We start from the raw sequence: 25,522 nt of genomic DNA on the forward strand, positions 1-25,522 counted from the left end.
GAAAGGTAGCGTAAAATTTAAGCAAAGAGTGTCAACTATCTTGAAAAACACCGCAAAGAAGAAGCTCAAAGCTAAGAAAGAGTAAAAGTAATAGTGGCACAATACTAAAACAATAAAAAGAACGGCATAACCAAAAGCGATAATACTTGGTATTCCAATGATGTTTTCTAGCCACCAAATAGTTGTTATATAAGAGAGTGAAACCCAAAGTAGAGTCGGTAAAATGAGTAGCGCAATCCAAAGTCCTTTTTTATGCATGTAACCTCCATTTATTACCTTTATGACCCAGGCTATTTGACTTGTCTTTGTTGTTTAGTATGGGGGATAAATTAGAGGTTTGCGCAAAATTATTAATGCATTCAAATTAATAATGAACCACAGCGAATCATAAGTTTATCTTCAGTAAATCTTAAGTTTGATATGTGACACTCATCTCATTCTTAAAGATCCTGAAGGTATCCTTGTGTTGTCGAATTTGTTGTCAAAAATTAAAAATCCAAAAATAACCATGAATATGGTGTCTTTGATAACCGTGGTTTCACTTTATTTTGCCGTGGTTTTTAACTATCCAATTAATGAAAAAATTTATGAGCTCTCTCAAGGGGAAAGTATTTTTTTATTTCTAACTCCTGCAATTCTTACTTGTGCTTTTATGATTATTTTCTCAATGATTGCCTTACCTTTTTTGTTTAAAGGTATTGTGGTTATTTTAACGCTAACATCGGCAATGGCGTTTTATGCAGCATTGCAATATAACACCATGTTTGATTATGCGATGATCGAGAATATCTTTGAAACTAATGTCGGTGAAGCTTCATCTTATTTAAGCTCGGCATCTATAGGTTACTTTATTGTTTTTGGTGTACTTCCATCATTGTTTCTATTAAAAGTAACCGTGACTCGCAATGCTTCATGGGCTAAAGAGCTGTTCCATCGTGCGGCATTAATTAGTGTTGCTATTGTTGGTGTATTACTGATTTCCGTCTTTTACTTTAAAGATTACGCGTCAATTGGCCGAAATAATTCATATCTTAATAAAATGATTAACCCAGCGGATGCGTTTAATACCGTTAAATACATTAATAATACGTATCTGACCGAGCCGTTAGAATATTTAACGATTGGTGAAGACGCTCAAATTATCGCTGCGAAGAATGGTAAACCAACCCTAATGGTTGTTTTAGTCGGTGAGACTGCTCGCGCGCAAAACAGTGCTTATAATGGATATGAAAGAGAAACAAATCCATATACAAAAGATCTGGGTTTGATTGCTTTTCAAAATGTCTCATCGTGCGGGACAGCAACGGCTCACTCTTTACCATGCATGTTCTCTAATATGGTTCGTACTAATTACAACAGAGACCGTGCCAATAACCAAGATGATGCCTTAGATGTATTAACTCATGCTGGTGTTAAATCCGTATGGATAGATAACGATGGTGGCGATAAAGCGGTTGCCAAGAACATTGAAAAAGAGATGATTTCAGGCGATTACTCTGTTGATTTATGTGATGGTTCAAGTTGTTATGATGAAGTGTTATTACAGGGCTTAGATAAGCGAATTCAAAATACGACGGGTGATCAACTGTATGCACTGCATATGATTGGCAGCCATGGACCAACGTATTGGAAGCGCTACCCTGAAAATATGGCGGTATTTACACCAGCTTGTAATCGCAGTGATATTGAAAACTGCAGTGATGAAGAGATCACCAATGTCTATGACAATACCTTAGTTTATAGCGATTACGTGATTGCGCAGACGATTGCCAAACTAAAAACGTATTCTGATAAATATAACGTTGTGATGTTATATATTTCAGATCATGGTGAATCATTAGGTGAGAATGGCTTATATCTTCATGGTGCGCCTTATATGATCGCGCCAAAAGAACAAACTCACGTGCCTTTCTATATTTGGATGAGTGATGATTATGCAAATCAAAAAGGGATAGATAAAGCCAGTATTGTTAGCAAAGCAGTAACAGGTGAATATTCTCATGATAACTTATTTCATACGCTACTTGGTTTATATGGAGTGAAAACAACAGCAAGAGATAACACTTTAGATATTATGGTGAACTAGTTAAAGTCGCGTTTCTTAAATAAAGAAATGGGTTAATCATGGGAATGGTTAGCCCATTTTTGCTACTATTACTCTATAAAATAATAAAGTGGTACAGAATAATGAAAATATTACTAATAGAAGACTCTGCACACTTGCGACGTAGTTTAGTCGTCGGGTTGAGTAACCTTGGTTTTACGATTGATGAAACCGGAGATGGCTCAATAGGTTTATCAATGGCTATAACTAATGAGTATGATTTTATTATTTTGGATTTAATGCTTCCAAATGTAGATGGTATTACGCTATTAAAAAGCATTCGAAAGATGGGAAATGACGTAAAAGTGATTATCTTATCTGCAAGATCACAACCTGAAGATCGTGTTGAAGGCTTATTGTCCGGTGCGGATGATTATTTAGTGAAACCTTTTTCTTTTGATGAGTTACACGCTCGTATTTTAACGGTGGCTCGAAGAGGCGTGGTTAAAAACAGCGATGATGATGTTAGGTTAGGGGATTTTAAGCTCGATTTAGCAAAAAAAGAGTTAGAGTTTTCGGAGCAGTTAATAGATCTTACTAAAAATGAGTACAAGATTATTGAGTGCTTATTCTTATCTAAAAACCAAGTCATGACGACTGAGAATATCAGTAATTATGTCGTTGGCTCGTTTGATTCATTATCAAAAAACACGATAGAGTCACACCTCTCTTCTGTGCGTAAAAAGGTCAAAGTCTTGGGTGGTGAGTTGCCAATTAAAAACAAACGTGGTTTTGGTTATTATCTGGAAAAACGCTCATGTATTCAATAAAAGACAGGTTAGTTAATACGCTGACAGTGATTATCGGTATCATTCTGTTAGTCGTTTTTTTATCTTTGGACTTCATTCTTGATGCTTGGGTTGACCAACAATTTGATGATGCATTAGTTGAAAAATCAAATTATTTAAAGTCGTTAGTTGAAGTAGAAAGCGATGAAATTGAATTTGAATATCATACTGGTTTTATGCCTCAATTTGAGCGTAAAGATAATGCTCAATATTTTCAGATTTGGTTAGATAGCGATACTTTTGCTAAATCACAATCTCTTGCTTATTTTGAGGGTGTAGACTTAAAGTATAAAGACGTTCCTATCCATGAAAACCGTATTTTTAGGATTCGATTACCTGATGGGAGTATGGGTAAAGCCATTTCTGCTCGTTTTCAGCCTCAATTATCATCGGATGTTAACCCAGCAGATGTAACCTATATCGACAGTATGTACTTGACGTTGGCTATCTCAAATCAAAGAGTTAGTAACATACTATTGATTGCTGATTTATCGTTGTTATTTGTATTTATAACGGCAATTTTCGGGGTGAGATTTGTTGTAATTAAGGTCGTGGATAAAGAGTTAGATTCACTTTATTTATTGAATAAAGAGATTTCAGAACTAGATGCTCATGCACAACAGATAAAGAAAAACCCGAAAGAGAGCCGAGAAATAGCGCCAATTAGAAAAGAGTTAAATCGATACATTGAGTTAAATATTCAAAATATTGCGAATGAGAAGCGTCTTTCTTCTGATATCGCTCATGAGCTTAAAACACCGATAGCTGAGCTTATTAGTTTGAGTGAAATGAATATTCGTTTTCCTGATGACATTCGGATTTCAGCGACCTATAAAGAAGATGTGTTATCGATTGCGAACAATATGAAAAACGTTGTTAATCAGTTGATTACATTGAATCAAAGTACATCGGGTCATTATTATATTGAAAAACAAGAAATCGATATCCGAACTTTAGCAGAAGAGATCAGTTCAGAACTGAAATTTAAGTATTCGGATATAGATAATAGAATTGTATTTGTCTCTTCTTTAGTGTTCCCAATCATTTATGTCGATAAGTTTAGTATCGAAACTATAGTGAAAAACCTATTGGATAACGCTCTGTTCTATAGTGTAGAAGATTCGATAGTTTCTGCGAGTATTGCAAAAAATGGTGACGGAAGTATTGTCATTAAGATAAAAAACACGTCCTCTAATCCATTAACTCAGAATGATCTTGAGAGCATATTTAAACCGTTATATCAGGTGGATAAATCAAGAACGCATACCGATAGACATGGTTTAGGTTTATCCATTGTAAAGAATGTATCCCAATTAAATGGTTATCAACTCTCAGTCGATTATAAAGAGAGCCAAGAGGTTATTTTTACCGTGGTGATCCCACAAGACTAATAAAAAGAGGTGCGAAAAGGCTCCTCTTTCGTTTTATATTCTAACCAATATTGTGGATCTGCAAGGTTAGGTGGTAATCCATCTTTATTATGCATTTATACCTATCTTCATATTGATGTTTTGATTATTAAATATAACCACAAAGCTCTGAATAATCATTAGTTATACACTATAATCGGGACGAACATAATAAAAATACTCTTTGATGGATAAAGGAAAAACGGATGAAAAAGTGGTTGTTATTGCTCAATAGCGTAATACTTTCTTTTGGTGTTAATGCTACGGATACATGGAAAGAGATAGAGCATAAAGCGAAGGGACAAACCGTATACTTTCATGCTTGGGGTGGAAGCCAAGAGATAAATAATTACCTTCGTTGGGCTGATAAAGAATTGAAGCGTAATTATGGAGTAACGTTAAAGCACGTTAAAGTGGCTGATATATCGGAAAGTACCTCTCGTTTGATTGCAGAGAAAGCTGCAGGTAAAAGCGAGGGTGGTAGCGTTGATATGGTTTGGATTAATGGTGAAAACTTTAAATCCATGAAGAATAATCAACTGTTGTTTGGTCCATTTGTTAACGATTTACCAAGCTGGGGATATGTAAACAAAACATTGCCAGTAGACAGTGACTTTTCTGAGCCTACATTAGGTTTGGAAGCGCCGTGGGGCGTGGGTCAGCTTGTATTTATCCATGACACACAAACACTAAGTAATCCGCCACAATCTTTTGCTGAACTACTTAGTTACAGTAAAGCCTTTCCAAATAGAATTACTTATCCTAAGCCGCCAGAGTTTCATGGGACAAGCTTCTTAAAAGCACTATTAATTGAGTTAACCAATAATAATCCTCAGCTGATGAAGTCAGTAGAACAAGCAAATTTTGCTGAAATCACACAACCATTATGGATGTATCTGGATGAACTTCATCAAAACGCATGGCGTAAAGGAAAGCAGTTTCCATCAGGTACTGCACAATCATTACAACTATTAGATGATGGTCAAATTGATCTTGCAGTGACGTTTAATCCAAATGAAGTGTTCTCAGCACAAGCCGGTGGTAAGTTATCTGAAACAACGCAAGCTTATGCAATGGATGCGGGCGCATTATCAAATATTCACTTTCTTGCTATTCCTTGGAATGCATCAGCAAAAGAGGGCGCTCAAGTCGCAGTTAACTTTTTACTGAGTCCTGAAGCTCAGTCTCGTAAAGGAGATTTAAGTGTCTGGGGTGATCCATCTGTGCTGTCGTCACAGTATTTAACGGGCTCTGCGAAGAATACGAAGCTATTCAAATCTTTAGCAGAACCACATCCAAGTTGGCAGATAGCATTAGAGAAAGAGTGGTTAGTGCGTTACGGAAAGTAATTTTATTCTAAAATGATAACAATGCTCGTTTTGATGATTAATGTATTTAAACGAGCATTTTTTTGTTTGGGAATACAAGCCGAATTTATAGATAGCCTATCATTTTCATTGCTTATAATACGATGTCCTGTCTGGTGTTATAGGATTATTCGGGTGTTTCTACTCTATTTATACATATGATCCTCCTTTTTTATAGTTAACACCCTTCTGGTCATACCTGCTCGCTTGCTTGTTCTATGCTCTAGATCTTCTTTTTGTTATTCTAATGCGCATTTTTTGTGCTCGAATGCTCATTTTGACCTTGGTGACATTTCAATTAATTATAAAAGGAGTACATTTCTCGCAGCTTAACGTGAATGCGGTATACGTACTTTAATAATAATTGGACCGTTTATCTTAAGTATATAGAACGTGTATATACGTTTGATGAAATGAGTACATAACGAAACAAAGGAATGAATCATGGCGAATAATGAACAACATACATTACTTGGACAATGCATCGCTGAATTTATCGGTGCAGGTTTATTGATCTTTTTTGGTGTCGGCTGTGTCGCTGCCTTAGTGTTAACTGGTGCTGAGTTTGGTCAGTGGGAAGTCAGTATTATATGGGGCATAGGCGTTGCTATTGCTATCTATTGTACTGCAGGTGTTTCTGGTGCTCATCTTAATCCAGCAGTAACCATTGCGTTGGCTGCGTTCCATGGGTTTGATAAAGCAAAAATAATTCCTTACATCATTGCTCAAGTACTTGGTGCTTTTTGTTCTGCTGCGTTAGTTTACGCGCTATACAGTAATTTATTTGCTGATTATGAAATTGCGAACGGTTTTTTACGAAGCAGTGAAGCTGCATTATCAACGGCTGGTATCTTTTCTACTTATCCACATCCTTCTTTATCGATACTAGGCGCATTTGCTGTTGAGTTTGTTATTACTGCGGTTCTTATGTTTGGCATTCTTGCATTAGGTGATGAACATAATGGCGCATCTCGTGGTGCAATGAATCCTCTACTTATTGGTTTATTAATTGCCGTGATTGGTGGTTCTCTTGGTCCTCTAACTGGCTTTGCAATGAACCCTGCTCGTGACTTTGGTCCAAAATTGTTTGCTTACTTAGCGGGTTGGGATTATGCATTAACAGGAGCAAAAGAAATTCCTTACTTTATTGTTCCAATTTTAGCGCCAATTGCAGGTGCGTGTTTCGGTGGCTGGGCATATCCAAAAATGATTGGCGCTTATCTACCCAAAGCAGGGCACGGCTGTACTATTCCTAATCAGTGTGACTCAGAAGGCGAAACTAAAACCGCTGAAGTGTAATAAAGACTTTAAAAATAATACTAACAATTATCTCCCTACGAGCCAATAAATCACAAACTAATACATAAAAGGACTCCATCATGACTGAGCAAAAATACATTGTTGCACTTGACCAAGGAACTACTAGCTCTCGTGCCGTCATTCTTGACCACGATGCCAATATTGTCAGTGTTTCTCAGCGTGAATTTACTCAGATTTATCCTCAAGCAGGATGGGTTGAGCATGATCCACTAGAAATCTACGCAACACAAAGTTCGACGTTAGTTGAAACCTTAGCGAAAGCAGGTATTCGCAGTGATCAAATTGCGGCGATTGGTATTACTAACCAACGTGAAACGACGATAGTTTGGAATAAAGAAACGGGTAAACCAGTCTATAACGCGATTGTTTGGCAGTGTCGTCGTACGGCAGATACATGTGAAAAACTGAAAGAAGCAGGTCTTGAAGAATACATCCGTGAAAATACGGGTTTGGTTGTTGACCCATATTTCTCTGGTACAAAAATTAAGTGGATTTTAGATAACGTTGAAGGCGCTCGTGAAGACGCTGAAGCGGGTAAATTATTATTTGGTACGGTGGATACATGGCTTGTGTGGAAAATGACGCAAGGACGTGTTCACGTTACCGATTACACCAATGCCTCTCGTACCATGGTATTCAATATCAATACGCTGCAATGGGATGAAAAACTGCTGAAAGAATTGGATATTCCTCTTTCAATGATGCCTGAAGTTAAATCATCATCAGAAGTGTACGGTGAAACAAATATTGGTGGTAAAGGCGGTACGCGTATTCCAATTGCAGGTATTGCAGGGGATCAACAAGCAGCACTTTATGGTCAAATGTGTGTAGAGCAAGGCCAGGCGAAAAACACCTACGGCACGGGTTGTTTCCTGTTAATGAATACAGGCAAAGAGAAAGTAACGTCTCGCAATGGCCTATTAACGACACTTGCTTGTGGTCCTCGTGGTGAAGCGTCTTACGCACTGGAAGGTGCGGTATTTATGGGCGGAGCATCAATTCAATGGTTGCGTGATGAAATGAAATTACTGGCGGACGCAAAAGACTCAGAGTACTTTGCAACCAAAGTAGATTCATCAAATGGCGTGTACGTGGTTCCAGCCTTTACGGGGCTAGGTGCTCCTTATTGGGATGCGTATGCTCGTGGTACGATTGTTGGTCTAACGCGTGGTTGTGGTTCTAACCATATTATTCGTGCAACGCTAGAAAGTATAGCTTACCAAACACGTGATGTTATTGATGCGATGCAAGCAGATTCAGGTATCAAATTATCAGCCCTTCGTGTTGATGGTGGTGCGGTAGCCAATAACTTCTTAATGCAGTTCCAATCGGATGTATTAGATGTTGCAGTTCATCGTCCACAAGTCACTGAAGTTACCGCTTTAGGTGCAGCTTATCTTGCTGGTTTAGCGGTTGGATTCTGGGGTGGCCTAGATGAATTGGCTGGCAAAGCTGTGATTGACCGTTCATTTGAACCTCATCATGATGAAATTAAACGTAATCAACGTTACCGTGGTTGGAAACGCGCAGTGAAATGCGCTCAATCATGGGCAGAGATGCATGACGAAGAATAAAACCAATCTGATTTGATGATTAAACAAACAAAAGGAGTGCATTTATTGTGCTCCTTTTTCTTTTTCGAACTTTATTTGATATATATCACGCATATTCATGTCAAATATTTCCAATCTTTATGGCTTCTTTGTACACTGATTTCAGATAAAAATAATAAGTCATTGATTGTTCGAAATTAGGGGAGTAATTCGTGAAGCAATTATCAAGACATCAAGAAATCGTAAACCTTGTGCAACAACATGGATATGTCAGCACTGAAGATTTAGTGGAGCAATTCAAAGTCAGTCCGCAGACCATTCGTCGTGATTTAAACGAACTTGCTGATGAAAATAAAATCCGCCGTCATCACGGTGGTGCAACCATTCCTCTTAGCTCTGTAAATACGGCTTATACCACGCGTAAAGTGATGCAGTTGAATGAGAAAGACACGATTGCAGAAGCGCTTGCAAAGCATATTCCAGATGGTGCAACATTGTTTATTGATATTGGTACAACACCAGAGTCAGTAGCAAAAGCACTAGTGAAAAACCACAAAGACCTACGTGTCGTGACCAATAATATCAATGTTGCAATGATCTTAATGGCGAACCCAGACTTTAAAGTGATTCTGGCTGGTGGTGAAGTTCGTAACCGAGATGGGGGTATTGTTGGTGAAGCAACGTTAGATTTCATCAAACAGTTCCGTTTGGATTTTGGCATATTAGGGATCAGTGGTATTGATTATGATGGTTCGCTATTGGATTTTGATTACCACGAAGTTCGTGTGAAAAAAGCCATTATCGAGAACAGCCGTAGCGTATATCTTGCGGTTGATCATACTAAATTTGGTCGTAATGCGATGGTCAATTTAGGAAATATTAGTGAGCTGCAAATGATCATTACCGATCAAGAGCCACCAGAAGAGATTGTCGCCATTTTAAAAGACAATGAGATCCCTTATGAAGTAATTTCAAAGTAACTCTCATTGATTATTAACCTCAACTCGGAATAATTTAAGCCATTCAGTACTGCTTCTTTAGCGCCTAACTGCGTTAAAATCAACGCAATAGACAAGCTATTGACTTGTGATTTTGCCTTATTATGCATCTAAATTAGCAGCACTGACTTATTGTTTTAAAGTAAGTATATGAAAATATAAAACTCGTCGACTTTCTTATCCCAAGTTGAGGTTAAGAAATAAAAAATCCCTGTTCTTGATTGAGATCAGGGATTTTTTGTATCTGTATCACAGTTAATGTTCGAAATCGAAAATAAAAAGTGACTCAAAACGAAAGTTAAGATATCGTAAATCTATCGTAATTAATGTTCGTTCGCTCATTTGGGCACTTGAGGTCACTACTATGAATAATGGAAACCAAACACACACAGACTGCGCTGTTTTAGATTTAATCGTAGTTGGTGGTGGTATTAATGGCGCTGGAGTTGCCGCTGATGCTGCTGGACGAGGCTTAACTGTTGGCCTATATGAAGCCGCTGATTTTGCTTCTGCCACTTCATCTGCAAGTTCGAAATTAATTCATGGTGGGTTACGTTATTTAGAGCATTACGAGTTTCGTTTAGTATCAGAATCATTAGCTGAGCGTGAAGTCCTATTAGCTAAAGCCCCTCATATTGCAAAACCAATGCGTTTTCGTTTACCTCATCGTCCATTTTTACGTCCAGCATGGATGATCCGTGCTGGCCTGTTCCTTTATGATAATTTAGGTAAGCGCACCACCCTTCCTGCAAGTCATTCAGTAAATCTAGCGGCTTCAGGTTTATTAAAACCTGAAATGACAAAAGGGTTTGAGTATTCTGATTGTTGGGTTGATGATGCGCGTTTGGTTATTTTAAATGCAATGGCCGCAGAGAAAAACGGCGCAGAAGTTAAAAACTATTGTTGTGTTGAAAAAGCAACACGTGTTGATAGTATTTGGCATGTTACTATTTTTGACGAGCAAACGAACACGCGTTTTGAGCGTAAAACTAAAGCGTTAGTAAATGCGGCTGGCCCATGGGTAAAACAGTTCTTTGATGACAGTTTAGAAGTTGAATCACCACGAAATATTCGTTTAGTTAAAGGCTCTCATATTGTAGTACCTAAAATACATAATGAAGAGCAAGCCTATATTCTACAAAACAAAGACAATCGCATCGTATTCGTTATTCCTTATATGGAAGACTTTTCAATCATTGGCACAACCGATGTCGAATACAAAGGCGATCCAAGAAAAGTAGAAATATCTGAAGATGAAGTAAATTACTTAATTGATGTAGTGAATCAGCATTTTGTGGATCAAATTCAACGTGATGATGTGGTGTGGACTTACAGTGGTGTACGTCCATTATGTGATGATGAATCTGATTCACCTCAAGCGATTACGCGTGATTACACTTTAGAGCTTGAGCAAGAGTTAGATCAAGCACCATTGCTGTCAATTTTCGGTGGAAAATTAACGACTTATCGAAAGTTAGCGGAAACAGCAATGAAAATGTTAAGTCCATATTTCCTAAAAATAGGAACACCATGGACAAGAGGCGTGGCATTACCAGGTGGTGATTTTGACTACCCACGTAAACAATTAGTGAATAATATTTGCAGTAAGCATCAATGGTTAACAGAGAAAACGGCAACACGTTATGTGAATCAATTTGGTACTTTGGTTTGGACATTATTAGAGGGCATTACTTGTGAAGCTGATATGGGACAAGCGTTCGGTGAAGGTGTATATCAAGTTGAAATCGATTATTTAATGCACCATGAGTTCTCACAAAGAGCGGAAGATGTATTGTGGCGTAGAACGAAATTAGGTTTGTACTTAAATAAAGAGCAACAAGCTGAAGTATCACAATATATGGCTGATAAATTAGGCACAAAGAAGAGAGTGGAATTTACACAAGTGAGTTAAATGTTATTTGATTTAATATATAGCCTGAAGATATCTTCGGGCTTTTTATTGCGAATTTTATAGAAATGCTTGGTTTTACTATTCATCGGAGTAATATCAAAAAAATAATTAATCATGAGATAATAAAATGAAAATTAAACTCCTTTCAATGCTTATCGCTTCTTGCGTTGCTTATTCGGCTAGCGCCTGTACTGGTATCTCTCTTTCAACAATCAATAATGATTATATTCAAGCGCGAACGATTGAATGGGGTCAGAATGATCTCGATAGTAAATTGATTATTTCTCCTCGTGAATATACGTATGTATCCACTATGCCGGATCAAAAGAAAGGACTTCAATGGAAGTCTAAATATGGCTTTGTTGGTATCTCAGTGAGTGATGACCGTTTCATTGCTGATGGGGTTAATGAAGAGGGATTAACCGCTGGTTTGTTTTATTTTAAAAATTACGGATCATTAGAAAAATATAATCCTAAAGACACGAAAACAACCATTACGGATATGGATTTTAACCGTTGGATGTTATCGCAATTTAAAACAGTTGCTGAAGTAGAGCAGGCGTTAGGTAAGATTAAAATTATTCCTGTTTATATTGATGCTAAGGGCATCCCATCGCCAACAGCACATTGGCGCGTGGCAGATAAACAAGGAAATAACATTGTTATTGAAATCATGAATAACGGTGAAGTGAATATTCATAAAAATACGGCTAAAGTACTTACCAATGCGCCAGATTACCAATGGCAAGTAACAAACTTAAATAACTATATTCATTTAACGCCTGGTGTTAGCCAAGGACAGAAAATTAATGGTGTGGATGCTTTCTCATTTGGTGTAGGCTCTAGTTTCTTTGGATTACCAGGAGATATCACGCCACCATCTCGATTTGTACGTGCGGCTTTTTATGTTAACTCAGCACCGGAAATAAAAGAGAGTAATGAGGCTGTTTCTCAAGCATTTCATATATTGAATAATTTTGACGTTCCTATTGGTAGTGAGTTTAATAATAAAGAACACATCCCTAATTTACCAAGTGCGACTCAATGGACCTCAGTTGTCGATCAGACAAATGGATTGTTTTTCTATAAAACGATGTGGGATAGTACTATTAAAAAAGTGGATCTAAACAAGCTTACTTTTATGGGAAAAACGGAAGAAAACCGCCCATTAGATACTGGGACATTCCATGTAGAGGAAGTAACTCCTTAACTTTGAGTTTAGGCGATAAAAAAATAAGCCTCTGTTCTGAGGCTTATTTTTTATGATTGTTTTTTACGCCTTCTTTTGTTTATGTACATTTGCTTATCTGCGCTATCTAACGCTGTTTTGATGTCATTATTAATGAGAGAGACACCAAATGAAAAGGACAGATTTAATGCTTCCTGCTTAAAATACAGTTCAAAATGAGAGCGTATAGTACGCATTTTTACGTTAATGTCTGTGATTGAAGAGGAATCAAAACAGAGAACAAACTCATCTCCACCAAATCGAATTAAGAGGTCTTCTTTTCTTAGATATTGGTTAATTAATCGAGCCCCTTCTTTAAGCTGCTTATCTCCAAACTGATGACCATGCTGATCATTAATATTTTTAAATCCATCTAAATCCATAAATACAATTATGTTATAAGAATTTACATCAATTCGTTCTAATTTTTCTTTAGTAAAACATCCCGTCAATGGGTCAATTGATGCGTGTGTATTATTATCGTCTTCATAAACAAAAGTCATAATAAAATTATTATCAAAATATTTTATTTTTTGTCTATACGTATGAAAATTTGTAATATCTGAGCCAACTTCGACTGTTTCATTTGACATTAAAATATCAGATTCATTATTTAGTAATTGCTGATCCAGTTGTAGGCATGTCTGATAATCTGGAAAACGAGTTAATACATCTTTAATCGGCATACCAACCAAGTCACAGCCAAGGTAATCTATGTGTTTTTGGTTATTGTATATAGTAACGCCATGCTCATCTCGTAATATAAAAAAGCAGTTACAGTGATTGATTAAATGTGTAGTAAATAGGGTTGATGGATTTTTTATTCCATCTAATAGTTCTTGATATTTATTATTAAGCGCTGAAATATTGAAATTATCATAATCAATACCCAATAAATTAAAGGGGTCTTGTGGTTTTAGTTCTTCTAATGCTTTATTTAATTCAGTGTTATTTTTCGCTATATTAATATTGTAAATAAAGCGGTCAATGGACGGCATTTCAGTGGCGGATTTGTTATCAAAAATACTTATGTTTGATTTTATATTAGTATTTAGTTCAACGATGGATAATGGGTATGATAGATAATACCCTTGGGATATAACAGAGCCGAAAGAGTGTATTAAATTGAATTGATTTACATTTTCGATCCCCTTTATCACCACGTTATGACCTAAAAAATTACTCAATTTATGATAAAGAGAGCGTAGGAAGCAGAAGGACAAATAATCATCACTAATAGCATTAATAAGGGAACGGTCGATCTTGATATAATCGAAATTGAGTTCTAATAATGGATCTGAGTGCTTACATTCTGTGCCGTAGTCATCAAGCGTAAAGAATAGCTCAAGTTTTTTTAACCTCTGCATATTTATACGTATTTTTTTAAGGTCAATATTTTGATTATTAAAGTTTAGCTCTAAAGTAAATCCTTTATGCTGGTTAAACACCGCCTCACAGTAATCAATAAAGGATTCTGATTCTATACTTTCTGCTGATATATTGATTGAAATATGAATATTATCTTGATATTGCAAGCTTAATTTGTCTGAGATTACGCGAGAAATAACTTCCTTATCAAAACGTTCTTTATCTTCTATTTCAGAGATGAAGTGCATCGGTGATTCATCTGAGTTTTTGAATCGTAATAATGCTTCGTAAGAAACAATAGAACCTTCGAAGAAATTAGGTTGATAGATAAAGTAGTTATTCTTGAGCATTATTTTTATTATATCCAGACTGATTTTTTTGCTAATTTATCACGCTTAAAGTGACTTAACCTACATGAACGACCGTTACTATTGTGATCTGTGTCACATTTATTGGATGGGAAGGTATATTGTAATATATAAGGTTCTGTGATGTTGTTTTTTTGAGTATCAGTCTGAATAAAGATGTAATAGAAAGAGTAAGGCCTACTCATTTTTGAGACAGGCCAATGTGGAATACTTAAACTAACGCTTCACACAACAAAGAAATCGGATGAATTGTTGTAACATTGGTATTTTCTTCAATTTGCCATTTACAGGTTTCACAATCGGTAATTGCATAATCTGGCTTAGCTGCTTTTATTTGGTCAAATACGTTTTTACCAATAGCGATAGAGGTATCGTAGTTTTCTGTTTTAAAGCCGTAAGTTCCTGCTAGCCCACAACACTCACTGTTGAGTACTTGCACTTCTAAGCCCGGTATCGCTCGTAATAATTCAATGGTGTAAATATTGCCGCCACTGCGCTCTAGGTGGCAAGGTGTATGATACACAATCTTCTTATTTAACGGTTTCATTTTAGGACCGCGCCCATCCATTATTTCTTTTAATAAAAAGCGAGTAACGTATTCTATTTTCTTTGCTACCTTGCTGTTGTCGACATCTAATACGTGTGGATATTCTTGTTGTAAGGTAAATGAGCACGTTGATGAGGTTGATAAAATAGGGACATCTCTACGTTCAATGGCCGCTTCTAAATTAGCAACATTAAACTCGGCGTTTTTCTGTGCTTTTTTATGAAAGCCGTTAGCAATTAATGGAACACCACAACATTTTTCTTTATCTAATAACTGCACGCCAATGTGCATGTTATTCATCACTTTAATAAAGTCTTTACCCAGTTGTGGGTGGTTATAATTTACAAAACAGCCATGGAAATAATGCACTTGTTGTTGGTAAATAGATTGGTCATTGGCTTCTTTTTTATACCACTTACGGAAGGTGCCGTGAGAGTATTTTGGTAATGATTTATGGTCATGAACTCCAATGGTTTTGTGCATCACTTTTTTAACTAATGGCACGCTCGTAATCGCGTTCACAATAGGAGCTACCGGCGTTGCGACTGAGCCAAATAAATCAGTATGACTTAATACGAAATCACGAATGCCTTTCATGTTATAAGCGGGTTTTCCATATTTTCCACGGGCTACCGCAATCATGTCACCAATTTTAACCCCTGACGGACAAGCGGTTTCACAGCGTTTACAGTTAGTGCAGAGTTTTAAGGTTTCATCATAATATTCTGGGCTTTTAAAGCGTAAACGTTCACCATCAGGTCCACATTGTTTTGGGCCGGGATAATCAGGGTTCTCTTTAGCAACCGGGCAATACACGGTACATACGGTGCATTTTAAACACTGATCAAAACTGGTATTAGCGGGAGCTCTAAAAATTAAATTATCTTTTGCAAATTTGTCTTTTAATAATTCGCCTTTTAACAAATTATCTTTTAATAGGTCAGATCGAAATAGTGGGCTGCTCATAATGCGACCTCTTGTTGTTCCATTTTATTGTTTGATAAAAACTCAGGTCTTATTTGCTTGATTATTGATTCTGCAGCATGAAAGCCAGAGCTAATTGCAACACCACTACCGCTGCCTTCTAATACTGGGTTATAACCAGATAATATTGCACCTGCGCAGTAAACGTTATCAATCACATGGCCTGATTTTATCGCTTGTAGTTGTGGCGTTGTTTTTACACCCATACTTAAAAATGGATGTGATTGTGGGCTAAAAAAGGCAGAGTTGTACCAGTCTGTGCGAGAAGCGGTCTGATCCATATCTAAACCAAAAATAGGCTCTTCCATTGAATCCGCTGTGGCTTTTAAACCTTGGCTAAAGAAGCTGCCGGTCGCGAGTACAAATTGCTTTGCTTGTAGTGGAAAGTCACCATGATTTTTAGTAAAAATGCGGTTTAATCGGTAGTGTGAATGCTTAGGATCTTCTTTATCTACGTAGGAGAACTCACCTTGAATAACGTGATCTCCATTGAGTAGCATTCCACCTTGCTCAATGAAGGCGTGTTTCATGGTTTCTTCTAATCGAATACCCAATAATGATGGCGGCATTGTTGGTACTTCACATAAGGTGAGTTGGGTTAATGCTTCAATTTCTTTTAAAAGCCTCAAGCCTTTTCCGTTACCAAAGATAGCGGGGATCACGACAAGATCCCCTGGGTTTGCGTGTTGTTGCAGCGCGTGTGCAAACTCTTGCAGGCTAGCTCGTTTGGCAAGTAGTCGAGAAAGATCGATGGAGCGCAATTCACAGTGATTACGTTGAATGTCATTAAAAGCAGACAGAGAGACGGTTGCTGTTGAGATTTCAACATCAGATAATTGAGTGATTTGTTTTAAATTATCTTGAGCTAATTTCGGTTGAAAATCACGAAAGCCATCAACAGTGATCAGTACGATTTTTTGTACCATATTATTTTCTAATGCCATAGGGAATTGATGAACAAAAGGCTGTGATAACCATGTTGATTTCATTGTACCTAAAGGCGTTAATCGATAATGATTGCATCCGTTTACTTGAGAAGTAAGCGGAACTCCAATAGTAGATAAGGTTGTTTGGTACCAATCAATCGCACGATTTATGGTTTCTCTTCCTAATCTGGCATAAGGGTGCTCAGGGTAATGAGTCGAAAATCCATCAATTGCTGCTATTGGGTCGATAACATGCGTGCCATCAGGTGTTTTTGCTAATACATCGATAGAGCCTGATGAGAAGTGTAGAGCACTTTGACCAGAGGCAATTACCGCTGTTTTTAATCCTGCCTCTAAACAGCGTAGAGCACAGCTTAAGCCAGCCATGCCGCCGCCGATGATAATGGTATCGAAATTCATAATGTTGCCTCTTGTTCTTTTTGTTGTTGAGACGTTTCTGTTTGTTCTGATGGCTTTGACGTTGGAATATCACTGGCACCAAATAACCCTTCATAAATCCAATAACTGAATTCAGCCTCACGTAATGCATCGCCCCAGAAAACGGGTTTAATGCCTTTCCAGCGTTCTTCTAAAAAGTGGGTTAATAATTGGCTAGATTGATTGCCAGAGACTTGCCCACACTCTTCAAATAATCCTGCCGCGCGGTAGGTGCAGAGTTCACCTTGGCACGGTCCCATTCCTAACCGTGTTCTGCGGCGTAAATCCACTAAGTTATGCACGTCTAATTGTTTAATGGCGTAATTGATTTCACCTTGAGTCACCATTTCGCACTCACAGATCACGGCTTGATCTTTTGCATCATCCGTTAAGAATTGATCTGCTCGTTCACCATGACGATAAATCGCACTTTGATAAACGGGTTTTGCTAGGCTTGCTGTTTTCTTGGCGGCAATAGAGGCACCGTTCGATCCAGGAAGCGATCGTAAGTGAGTCGTACACTCTTGGTTGTTTCCCAGTTTTCTAGCGATCATGTCGGTGGTCATTTCAGCCATGAGTCGAGAGGTCATTAACTTACCCCCCGTAATTGTCGTAAAGCCGTTCAGTCCGTCTTTTTCTCCATGATCCAGTAATACAATCCCACGGCTTATATTTCGACCTGAGCCGTCATCATCGACAGCGACTAATGGACGAACACCAGCATAAGCGCGAAGTACACGAGTATTCGCCATTATCGGTGCTAACTTCGCCCCCTCACTTAATAGAATATCCACTTCTTTAGCGCTGACATGTAAATCATCAATTTTATCGTAGTCAATGTGTTCTGAGGTTGTTCCTATTAATGAAATCGTATCCCCAGGTACTAAAATGTCAGCATCAGAAGGTTTACGGCAACGGTTGATTACCAAATTATTAATACGATAATCTAGAATTAGTAGAGAGCCTTTTGCTGGGAACATCTTGATACTTAAATCAGCGTATTCACAGATGTTTTGTCCCCAGATCCCTGCGGCGTTAATCACTTCCTGAGCAAAAATTTCAATTTTTTGGTTGGTTCTAACATCAATGCAATTAACCCCAAGTACCGTATCTTGGTGGCGAATAAGCGAAGTTACGTGAGTGTGTGTGAGCAAACGCGCGCCATTTTCTTTCGCATCCAGCACATTTGCTGCACATAAACGAAAAGGATCGAGCGTTCCGTCTGGCACTTGAACCGCACCAATAAGATTAGGGTTTACATTAGGTTCTAATAATAAGGCTTCTTTAGGGGTTAATTGTTTCGCGTCAATTCCTGCTTCTTGGCAAGATTGAATAAATTGAGTTTGAAAAGATAAGTCATCATCAGGTAAGGAAATAAAGAGGCCTTGTGTATCTTCAACACAATGCTTTGCGATTTTTTTTAGGATTTTATTTTCATGGATACATTCTTTCGCAGATTCATTATCCGTGACGGCATAGCGAGCGCCTGAGTGAAGTAAGCCATGGTTGCGACCAGTAGTTCCAGAGGCTAAATCGTCCTTCTCAATCAAAATACAATCGATGCCACGCAGTGCACAATCACGCATTATTCCTGTGCCTGTTGCTCCTCCTCCAATGATGATGACGGAGGTTTCTAATCGAGAAGTTTTGTCCATAATTTAGTCTCTTTTTACCACTTTGGATGTATGAATCTATCATGATGTTTATGTTCGACACTTTCTTTGATTTAGCGCAATTATGCTCGTTCGCGCTTTCGTTTTGTTTTCGTAGTGGTACATGAGTCACACGTTTTTCATTAAACGAAGGCTGTTTCGTGGGTTTTACCAAATGATAGAGAGAATAAATAGCGCGTTTTCGAGTAAGACTAGCCCAGTTTTGAGAGTCACTTCAAAATAACAAAAATTGTGATGATATAATCGAGATAATTATTAGTAAATCTAGGTACTGAATGATGAAAATAACTATAGATAACCAAACATTCACTATCGATGAAGAGATAACACTGTTAGCAGCGGCAAAGGAATGCAATGTCGATATCCCTTCACTGTGCGGAAACAACATTCATGGTGAAAAAATACCATGTGATTTGTGTGTAGTTGAAATTGAAGGGCAAGGAGTTCAACGTGCTTGTGAAACTCAAGTCGTTGATGGAATGCAAGTGATCACTTCGTCTGAAGCGTTAGCAAAACGCCGTCAAAGTGCATTAAATAAAATACTTTCTGATCATTACGCAGATTGCGAAGCGCCGTGCCAAACCGCGTGTCCTGCTGGCGTGGATATACAGTCATATCTGTATCATATTTCACAGAATGATCATCAAAAAGCCATTGAAGTCATCAAACGAACATTACCAATGCCATTATCGATTGGTCGTGTGTGTCCTGCTTTCTGTGAAACAGAGTGTCGTCGTGGTTTAGTTGATGAACCATTGGCTATCCGTCAACTAAAACGTCACGCGGCTGATGCCGATTTACACGCTCAAGAATCATATGTACCACCAAAAAAAGCAGACAAGGGTAAATCGATTGCTGTTATTGGTAGTGGCCCTGGAGGTTTAACCTGTGGTTATTACCTAACCAATGAAGGTTATCGAGTCACGGTATTTGATTCGATGCCTAAAGCGGGTGGTTGGTTACGCTATGGTATTCCTGAGTACCGTTTACCAAAATCGATTTTAGATAAAGAAATTGAGTTGATGTGCCGCAACGGCATGGAGATCCAAACCTCGGTTAAGCTAGGTGAAGATTTCTCGTTATCGCAACTAAGTGATGATTATGATGCGGTATGTTTGGCTGTTGGTGCGTCTAAAGCGGTTGAAATGCATTATCAAGGCAGTGATCTGGGTGGTTGTTATTTAGGTGTTGATTACCTAAAAGATTACGTCATGGAATCTAAACTTATTACGGGTAAAAAAGTAGCCGTGATTGGTGGTGGTAATACCGCGATTGATTGTGCTCGTACTGCGGTGCGTGATGGTGCTGATACCACGCTTATTTATCGTCGTACTCGTGAAGACATGCCAGCCGAAGACTACGAAGTGGTTGAAGCTGAATATGAAGGAGTTAAATTCCATTTCTTAACTAATCCTGTTGAGAATATTGCGGATACAGAGGGTCGTGTTACTCAAGTTCGTTTAGAGAAAATGGCATTGGGTGAACCTGATGCATCAGGCCGCCGAAGCCCTAAAGCGACAGGTGAATTCTTCATTGAAGACTTTGATACTGTAATTTCAGCGGTATCTCAAAAACCAGATTTAAGCTTTTTAGAAAACGACAATATTGATTTGCCGTTAACACGTTGGAACACGGCTGATTCTAATAGCCTAACCATGCACAGTGGTGTGAAAAACATCTTTAGCATCGGTGATTTCCGTCGCGGGCCAGCGACAGCGATTGAAGCGGTTGCTGATGGTCGTATTGCGGCTGAAGCGATTGATCGTTTCTTTAAAGGCGATATGGAAAAAATTCCAACCAAACAGTTTAATTCTCAAAAAGAGAAGAAGACCAAGCAGGTTGATCCTCAGTACTTTGAGCATATCCAAAAAGCGATGCGCGTGATCATGCCTGAACTTACGGCTGAGCAGCGTGAGCAAAGTTTTGAAGAAGTAGAAACGGGCTTTGATAATGCGGATGCAATTAGTGAAGCGGAACGTTGTTTAGAGTGTGCATGTCAGGCAAATACCAATTGTGGTTTACGTGACTATGCAACGGAATACAAAGCCAATGAAACCGATTTAACCAACGAAAGTAAACAGAAGTTTGCTATTGATACCAGCTCTGAGTTCATTGTGTTTGATGCCAATCGTTGTATTAGCTGTGGTCAGTGTGTCGAAGCGTGTAACGAAAAAGGCGTGCATGGTGTATTAAGCTTCATGAAAAATGAAGATGGTACCAATGCCTCTCGCCCTGAATGTCGTGCTGGTTTTGAACATGGTTATCAAATGGGTAACTCCAATTGTGTGCAATGTGGCGCGTGTGTTCAAGCGTGTCCTGTTGGTGCATTGGTTGATTCCCGTGATAAATCTCAAGGCCGAATCGAAGTTTTAAAACCGGTTGATACGATTTGTACCTATTGTGGCGTAGGTTGTAAGTTAACCATGATGGTTGATGAATCGACAAACAAAATTAAATATGTTCAAGGTGCGAAAGGCTCCCCAGTTAATGAAGGCATGTTATGTGTGAAAGGACGTTTTGGTTTTGATTTCGTTGGTAGTGATCAACGTTTAACAACACCATTAATTCGTAAACATGGTGAATTAGTACCAGCAAGTTGGGAAGAGGCAATAACGCTTGTTGCTGACAAGTTTAGTGCAATTAAAACGCAACATGGCGGCAATGCATTAGCGGGTTTTTCTTCTGCAAAAACTACTAATGAAGATAACTACGCCTTCCAAAAATTGGTTCGTTGTGAGTTTGAAACCAATAACCTCGATCATTGTGCGCGTCTTTGTCACTCAACTACAGTCACGGGTTTAGAGGCCTCTATCGGCAGTGGTGCAATGACCAATGATATTCCAAGCATCAAACATTCAGATCTGATCTTTATTATTGGTTCAGACACCACATCGGCTCACCCTATTATTGCTTCGCACATTAAACAAGCTATTCGTCATCACGGTGCGCGTTTGGTTGTGGCGGATCCTAAGCAAGTGGATATCTCGGATCATGCTGAGTTATATGTAGCGCAGCGTCCGGGTACGGATGTGATGTTACTTAACGGTATCATGCAGCAGATCATTAAGAATAACTGGCATGATCAAGCGTACATAACAGAACGTGTTGAAGGCTTTGATGAACTAAAAACTGAAGTGATGTCAGAGACATATTCGCCTGAGAAAATTGAGCTAATCACTGGCGTGAAAGCGCACGATGTGATTGAAATGGCACGTTACATTGGTACAGCTGAGCGTACTGCAATTTATTATTCAATGGGTATTACGCAGCATACGACAGGGCATGACAACGTTCGCTCTATTGCTAACTTGCAAATGTTGTGTGGCAATATTGGTATTGAAGGTGGTGGTATTAATCCACTTCGTGGTCAATCAAACGTACAAGGTGCGTGTGATATGGGCGCATTACCAACGGATTTTCCGGGTTATCAAAAAGTAGAGAATCCTGCGGTTTACGAGAAATTCGTAAAAGCATGGAATAAGCCAAACTTACCAAGCAAGAAAGGGTTAACGTTAACGGAAATCATTGATGCCGCGTGTCATTCTGAAGTCAAAGGCTTATTTATTATGGGTGAGAATCCAGTATTAAGTGATCCTGACCAAGCGCACGTAATTCACGGTTTAGAGACGTTAGATTTCTTAGTCGTACAAGATATCTTCATGACAGAAACGGCCGCTTATGCTGATGTTATTTTGCCATCGTGTTCGTTTGCAGAAAAAGCGGGTCACTTTACCAATACTGAGCGTCGTGTTCAGCGTATTTCTCCGGCAGTTAATCCTCCGGGTGAAGCGAAAGAAGATTGGTGGATAATTCAAGAGATTGCGAAAGCGATGGGCGGAGATTGGAGCTATCAATCGGTTGAGGAGATCACAGAAGAGATCACTCAGGTTACGCCGCAGTATCAAGGCATGCATTGGGATGCTATTGGTAAAAATGGACTTCAATGGCCATGTAATGATGCGAATCCAGAAGGGACTCGTATTATGCATAGCGAGCACTTCATCCGTGGAAAAGGTCAAATGGCAGCGGTTCCATTTAGATATGCGGCTGAGCTGCCTGATGAAGAGTATCCATTAGTGCTCACAACGGGTCGTTTGTTAGAGCAATACCATACAGGCACCATGACTCGTAAAACCAAAGGGTTGAATAACCTTGCTGGTCCTCGCGCTATGATCAGTGTGGCAGATGCTGAGCGTCTTGGTATCTCTAACAGTGAAATGGTTAGAGTTTCGACTCGTCGTGGCACCATTGACGCGCCGGCATTTGTGACTAAGCGTATGCAAGAAGGGGTGGTATTTGTTCCGTTCCACTTTGTTGAAGCAGCTGCGAATAAATTAACCACAACAGCGTTAGATCCTCATGCTAAAATCCCTGAGTTTAAAGTCGCCGCAGTGAAGGTTGAAAAAATAGTAGTGCCAGAAATGAATGAATAATCATCATGCGTTAAAATAAAAAATGCCCGATGGTTATACAATCATCGGGCATTTTTGTTTGTGATTTTTATTGTTTTGAACAGAGTTAAATTACTTATTGTTTAGGGCATTTTGCTCTGCAATTTTCACAATTACATTAACTGCTTGTTTCATGCCATTAATCGTAATGAACTCATGAATACCGTGGAAGTTGTAACCACCGGTAAAGATATTAGGGCAAGGTAATCCCATGAATGATAAACGAGCGCCGTCTGTTCCGCCACGAATAGGCTTGATGTCTGGTTGCACATCACACGCCGTCATCGCTTGTTTTGCTAACTCAATGACGTGTGGATGAGGCTCTACCATTTCACGCATATTGAAGTAACTGTCAGTTAAAATCAGCTCAACACGGCCTTTTTCTAGTTTTTCGTTCAGTTCATCGACTTTTTGTTGCATGAAGGCTTTACGCTCTGCCATGCCTTCACGACTAAAATCACGCACAATATAACCAAGTTCAGTTTTGGCAACACCCGCATCCATTGATTTTAAATGGTAGAAACCTTCGTAGCCTTCAGTGCCTTCCGGTGTTTCTTCAGCAGGCATCATCAATTGAAATTGTGCGGCAATGTTCATTGAGTTGATCATTTTGCCTTTGGCTGTGCCCGGGTGAACGTTAACTCCGTGACAAATCACATCAGCGCTAGTGGCGTTAAAGTTTTCATACTCCAATTCGCCAACGGGGCCACCATCAATGGTATAGGCCCACTTGGCATTGAATTTTTCAACATCAAATAGATTTGCGCCACGACCAATTTCTTCATCTGGCGTAAAGCCAATGCAGATATCACCGTGAGGGATCTCTGGGTTTGCTTGTAAGATGGCGATTGCAGTTAAGATTTCTGCAATGCCCGCTTTATTATCTGCACCTAATAGAGTCGTGCCGTCGGTGGTAATTAAATCATGACCGATAAGGTTTTTTAAATCAGGAAATTGGGTTGGATTTAACTCTTCACCGCTGGTGCCTAATGTGATTGTTTCACCTTGATAGTTTTTAATAATTTGTGGTTTTACATTTTCACCTGATGCATCTGGTGCCGTATCCATGTGGGCAACAAACCCGATAGCAGGCACGTCATAATCAACGTTTGAAGGCAAGCGAGCCATGACATAGCCATTTTTATCAACAGAGACATCGGCAAGCTCTAATTCTTTTAGTTCGATAACTAATTGGTTAGCAAGATTAAGCTGTTTTTCTGTACTTGGACATTGTGGTGCTGAAGGGTTAGATTGAGTATTGATACTCACATAAGAAAGAAAGCGTTCTACAAGGTTTTTCATGATAGTCACTCTGTATAGTTGAAAAGAAGGCAAGGAGTGAGTATGGATCAAAAAGGAAAATTAGAAATTGCGATGGGTCATAAAAAAGGAAGGTGTTGGTAGCGCATATTTTATCCATATACGCTAAATAGATTGTATGTTTATTTGGTCTCTTTTGTTTTTAAAATAAAGGCAAATTGCTCAATTAAGTTACTGATTGATTTAAACAACATAGTTCGTTCCGATTTAGAGTATTTTGATAGTTGCTGATGAAATTCAATCACATCAGACATAGTAACACCCAACCAATCCGAAATGTTATCACTTCCTGATATGATCCAATTGATCTCTTTTTTCAGAACAAAACTTAACGGTATTAATTTTGATATGTGTGGACTTGATAGGCCACTGGTCCAGTTAATGACCGTTCTGGTTGATACGTTACATGCTGTAGCAATTTGAGTATTGGAGAGCCCCAATTCAGATTTTCTTGCCTCGATCCGTCGAGAGATACTTTCCATGGAGGTGTTTTCATCTAACACAATAAACCTCGGAAATGTTAAATTATTGATGTAAAGAAATGATGTTAAGTGTGCGGTTAAATTATTCACCATCGTATTTATAATGAGGGTTAAATAAATAAAACCTTTATGAAATCTACTGCTAGATTAAGGTTTTTATTTTTGTTTTTCTTATATCAAGAATATCCCAACAAGCGAAACGCTATCCCGTTTAAATTTTTTAAATGTGTACAGTATAAGTAAAGGAGTATTATAAATAATGAATTTTAATAGAGTATATACTCTA

Annotated in this window: 16 protein-coding genes and 1 pseudogene; 10 read left to right on the plus strand and 7 right to left on the minus strand. The window is 38.5% G+C overall.

From position 1 onward, the window contains the following. A pseudogene (locus Q1K78_RS14070) lies at positions 1-258 on the minus strand (hypothetical protein); the annotation flags it as partial. Positions 259-457: 199 nt separating this feature from the next. On the opposite strand from Q1K78_RS14070, the gene Q1K78_RS14075 reads away from it, so the two are divergent. The 9 genes from Q1K78_RS14075 (at position 458) to Q1K78_RS14115 (ending at position 12,661) form a co-directional block, all read left to right on the plus strand. Continuing rightward, positions 458-2,086, plus strand: coding sequence for a phosphoethanolamine--lipid A transferase (locus Q1K78_RS14075; RefSeq protein ID WP_300180109.1), 1,629 nt, complete (start codon positions 458-460; stop codon positions 2,084-2,086). 101 nt (positions 2,087-2,187) lie between these two features. Then, complete coding sequence (locus Q1K78_RS14080) at positions 2,188-2,874, plus strand: response regulator transcription factor (RefSeq protein WP_300180065.1); 687 nt, start codon at positions 2,188-2,190, stop codon at positions 2,872-2,874. Further along, on the plus strand, positions 2,862-4,283 hold the full coding sequence (locus Q1K78_RS14085) for a HAMP domain-containing sensor histidine kinase (protein WP_300180068.1): 1,422 nt from the start codon (positions 2,862-2,864) through the stop codon (positions 4,281-4,283). The genes Q1K78_RS14080 and Q1K78_RS14085 overlap by 13 nt, the downstream gene beginning before the upstream one ends. A gap of 224 nt (positions 4,284-4,507) precedes the next feature. Further along, on the plus strand, positions 4,508-5,650 hold the full coding sequence (locus tag Q1K78_RS14090) for an ABC transporter substrate-binding protein (protein WP_300180071.1): 1,143 nt from the start codon (positions 4,508-4,510) through the stop codon (positions 5,648-5,650). Positions 5,651-6,112: 462 nt separating this feature from the next. Next, positions 6,113-6,967: an MIP/aquaporin family protein gene (locus tag Q1K78_RS14095; protein WP_300180073.1), complete on the plus strand. Its 855-nt coding sequence runs from the start codon at positions 6,113-6,115 to the stop codon at positions 6,965-6,967. Between the two features lie 80 nt (positions 6,968-7,047). Further along, complete coding sequence (gene glpK / locus Q1K78_RS14100) at positions 7,048-8,562, plus strand: glycerol kinase GlpK (RefSeq protein WP_300180076.1); 1,515 nt, start codon at positions 7,048-7,050, stop codon at positions 8,560-8,562. 191 nt (positions 8,563-8,753) lie between these two features. Then, complete coding sequence (locus tag Q1K78_RS14105; RefSeq protein WP_300180079.1) at positions 8,754-9,521, plus strand: DeoR/GlpR family transcriptional regulator; 768 nt, start codon at positions 8,754-8,756, stop codon at positions 9,519-9,521. A 382-nt stretch (positions 9,522-9,903) separates the two neighbouring features. Then, entirely contained in the window at positions 9,904-11,451 is a 1,548-nt protein-coding gene (glpD, locus tag Q1K78_RS14110; RefSeq protein ID WP_300180082.1) for a glycerol-3-phosphate dehydrogenase, read from the plus strand. A gap of 127 nt (positions 11,452-11,578) precedes the next feature. Beyond that, positions 11,579-12,661: a choloylglycine hydrolase family protein gene (locus tag Q1K78_RS14115; RefSeq protein WP_300180085.1), complete on the plus strand. Its 1,083-nt coding sequence runs from the start codon at positions 11,579-11,581 to the stop codon at positions 12,659-12,661. A gap of 50 nt (positions 12,662-12,711) precedes the next feature. Here the strand turns inward: Q1K78_RS14115 and Q1K78_RS14120 are convergent, their stop codons facing one another. The 4 genes from Q1K78_RS14120 to glpA all read right to left on the minus strand — a co-directional run bounded on the left by Q1K78_RS14120 (position 12,712) and on the right by glpA (position 18,965). Beyond that, positions 12,712-14,397, minus strand: a complete 1,686-nt coding sequence (locus Q1K78_RS14120; protein WP_300180088.1) for a GGDEF domain-containing protein — start codon at positions 14,395-14,397, stop codon at positions 12,712-12,714. Positions 14,398-14,626: 229 nt separating this feature from the next. Further along, positions 14,627-15,928: an anaerobic glycerol-3-phosphate dehydrogenase subunit GlpC gene (glpC, locus tag Q1K78_RS14125; RefSeq protein WP_300180091.1), complete on the minus strand. Its 1,302-nt coding sequence runs from the start codon at positions 15,926-15,928 to the stop codon at positions 14,627-14,629. After that, a complete protein-coding gene (gene glpB / locus Q1K78_RS14130) occupies positions 15,925-17,292 on the minus strand; it encodes a glycerol-3-phosphate dehydrogenase subunit GlpB (RefSeq protein WP_300180094.1) in 1,368 nt (455 codons plus the stop codon). The genes glpC and glpB overlap by 4 nt, the downstream gene beginning before the upstream one ends. Continuing rightward, positions 17,289-18,965, minus strand: a complete 1,677-nt coding sequence (gene glpA / locus Q1K78_RS14135; RefSeq protein ID WP_300180097.1) for an anaerobic glycerol-3-phosphate dehydrogenase subunit A — start codon at positions 18,963-18,965, stop codon at positions 17,289-17,291. The genes glpB and glpA overlap by 4 nt, the downstream gene beginning before the upstream one ends. A gap of 293 nt (positions 18,966-19,258) precedes the next feature. Between glpA and fdhF the strand changes: the two genes are divergently transcribed. Next, positions 19,259-23,416 carry a formate dehydrogenase subunit alpha gene (fdhF, locus tag Q1K78_RS14140; protein ID WP_300180100.1) on the plus strand — a complete coding sequence of 1,386 codons (4,158 nt, stop codon included), beginning with the start codon at positions 19,259-19,261 and terminating at the stop codon, positions 23,414-23,416. A 90-nt stretch (positions 23,417-23,506) separates the two neighbouring features. On the opposite strand, the gene pepT is transcribed toward fdhF, so the two are convergent. Together pepT and Q1K78_RS14150 are read right to left on the minus strand one after the other, a co-directional pair. Continuing rightward, the gene (pepT, locus tag Q1K78_RS14145) at positions 23,507-24,736 is read right to left on the minus strand and encodes a peptidase T (RefSeq protein WP_300180103.1); all 1,230 of its coding nucleotides are present in this window, start codon (positions 24,734-24,736) and stop codon (positions 23,507-23,509) included. Positions 24,737-24,876: 140 nt separating this feature from the next. Next, positions 24,877-25,236 (minus strand): helix-turn-helix domain-containing protein, encoded by a 360-nt coding sequence (locus tag Q1K78_RS14150; protein ID WP_300180106.1) that lies wholly within the window; start codon positions 25,234-25,236, stop codon positions 24,877-24,879. Between the last annotated feature and the right edge of the window lie 286 nt (positions 25,237-25,522).

The sequence above is a fragment of the uncultured Aliivibrio sp. genome (assembly GCF_946479765.1).
GTDB lineage: Bacteria > Pseudomonadota > Gammaproteobacteria > Enterobacterales > Vibrionaceae > Aliivibrio.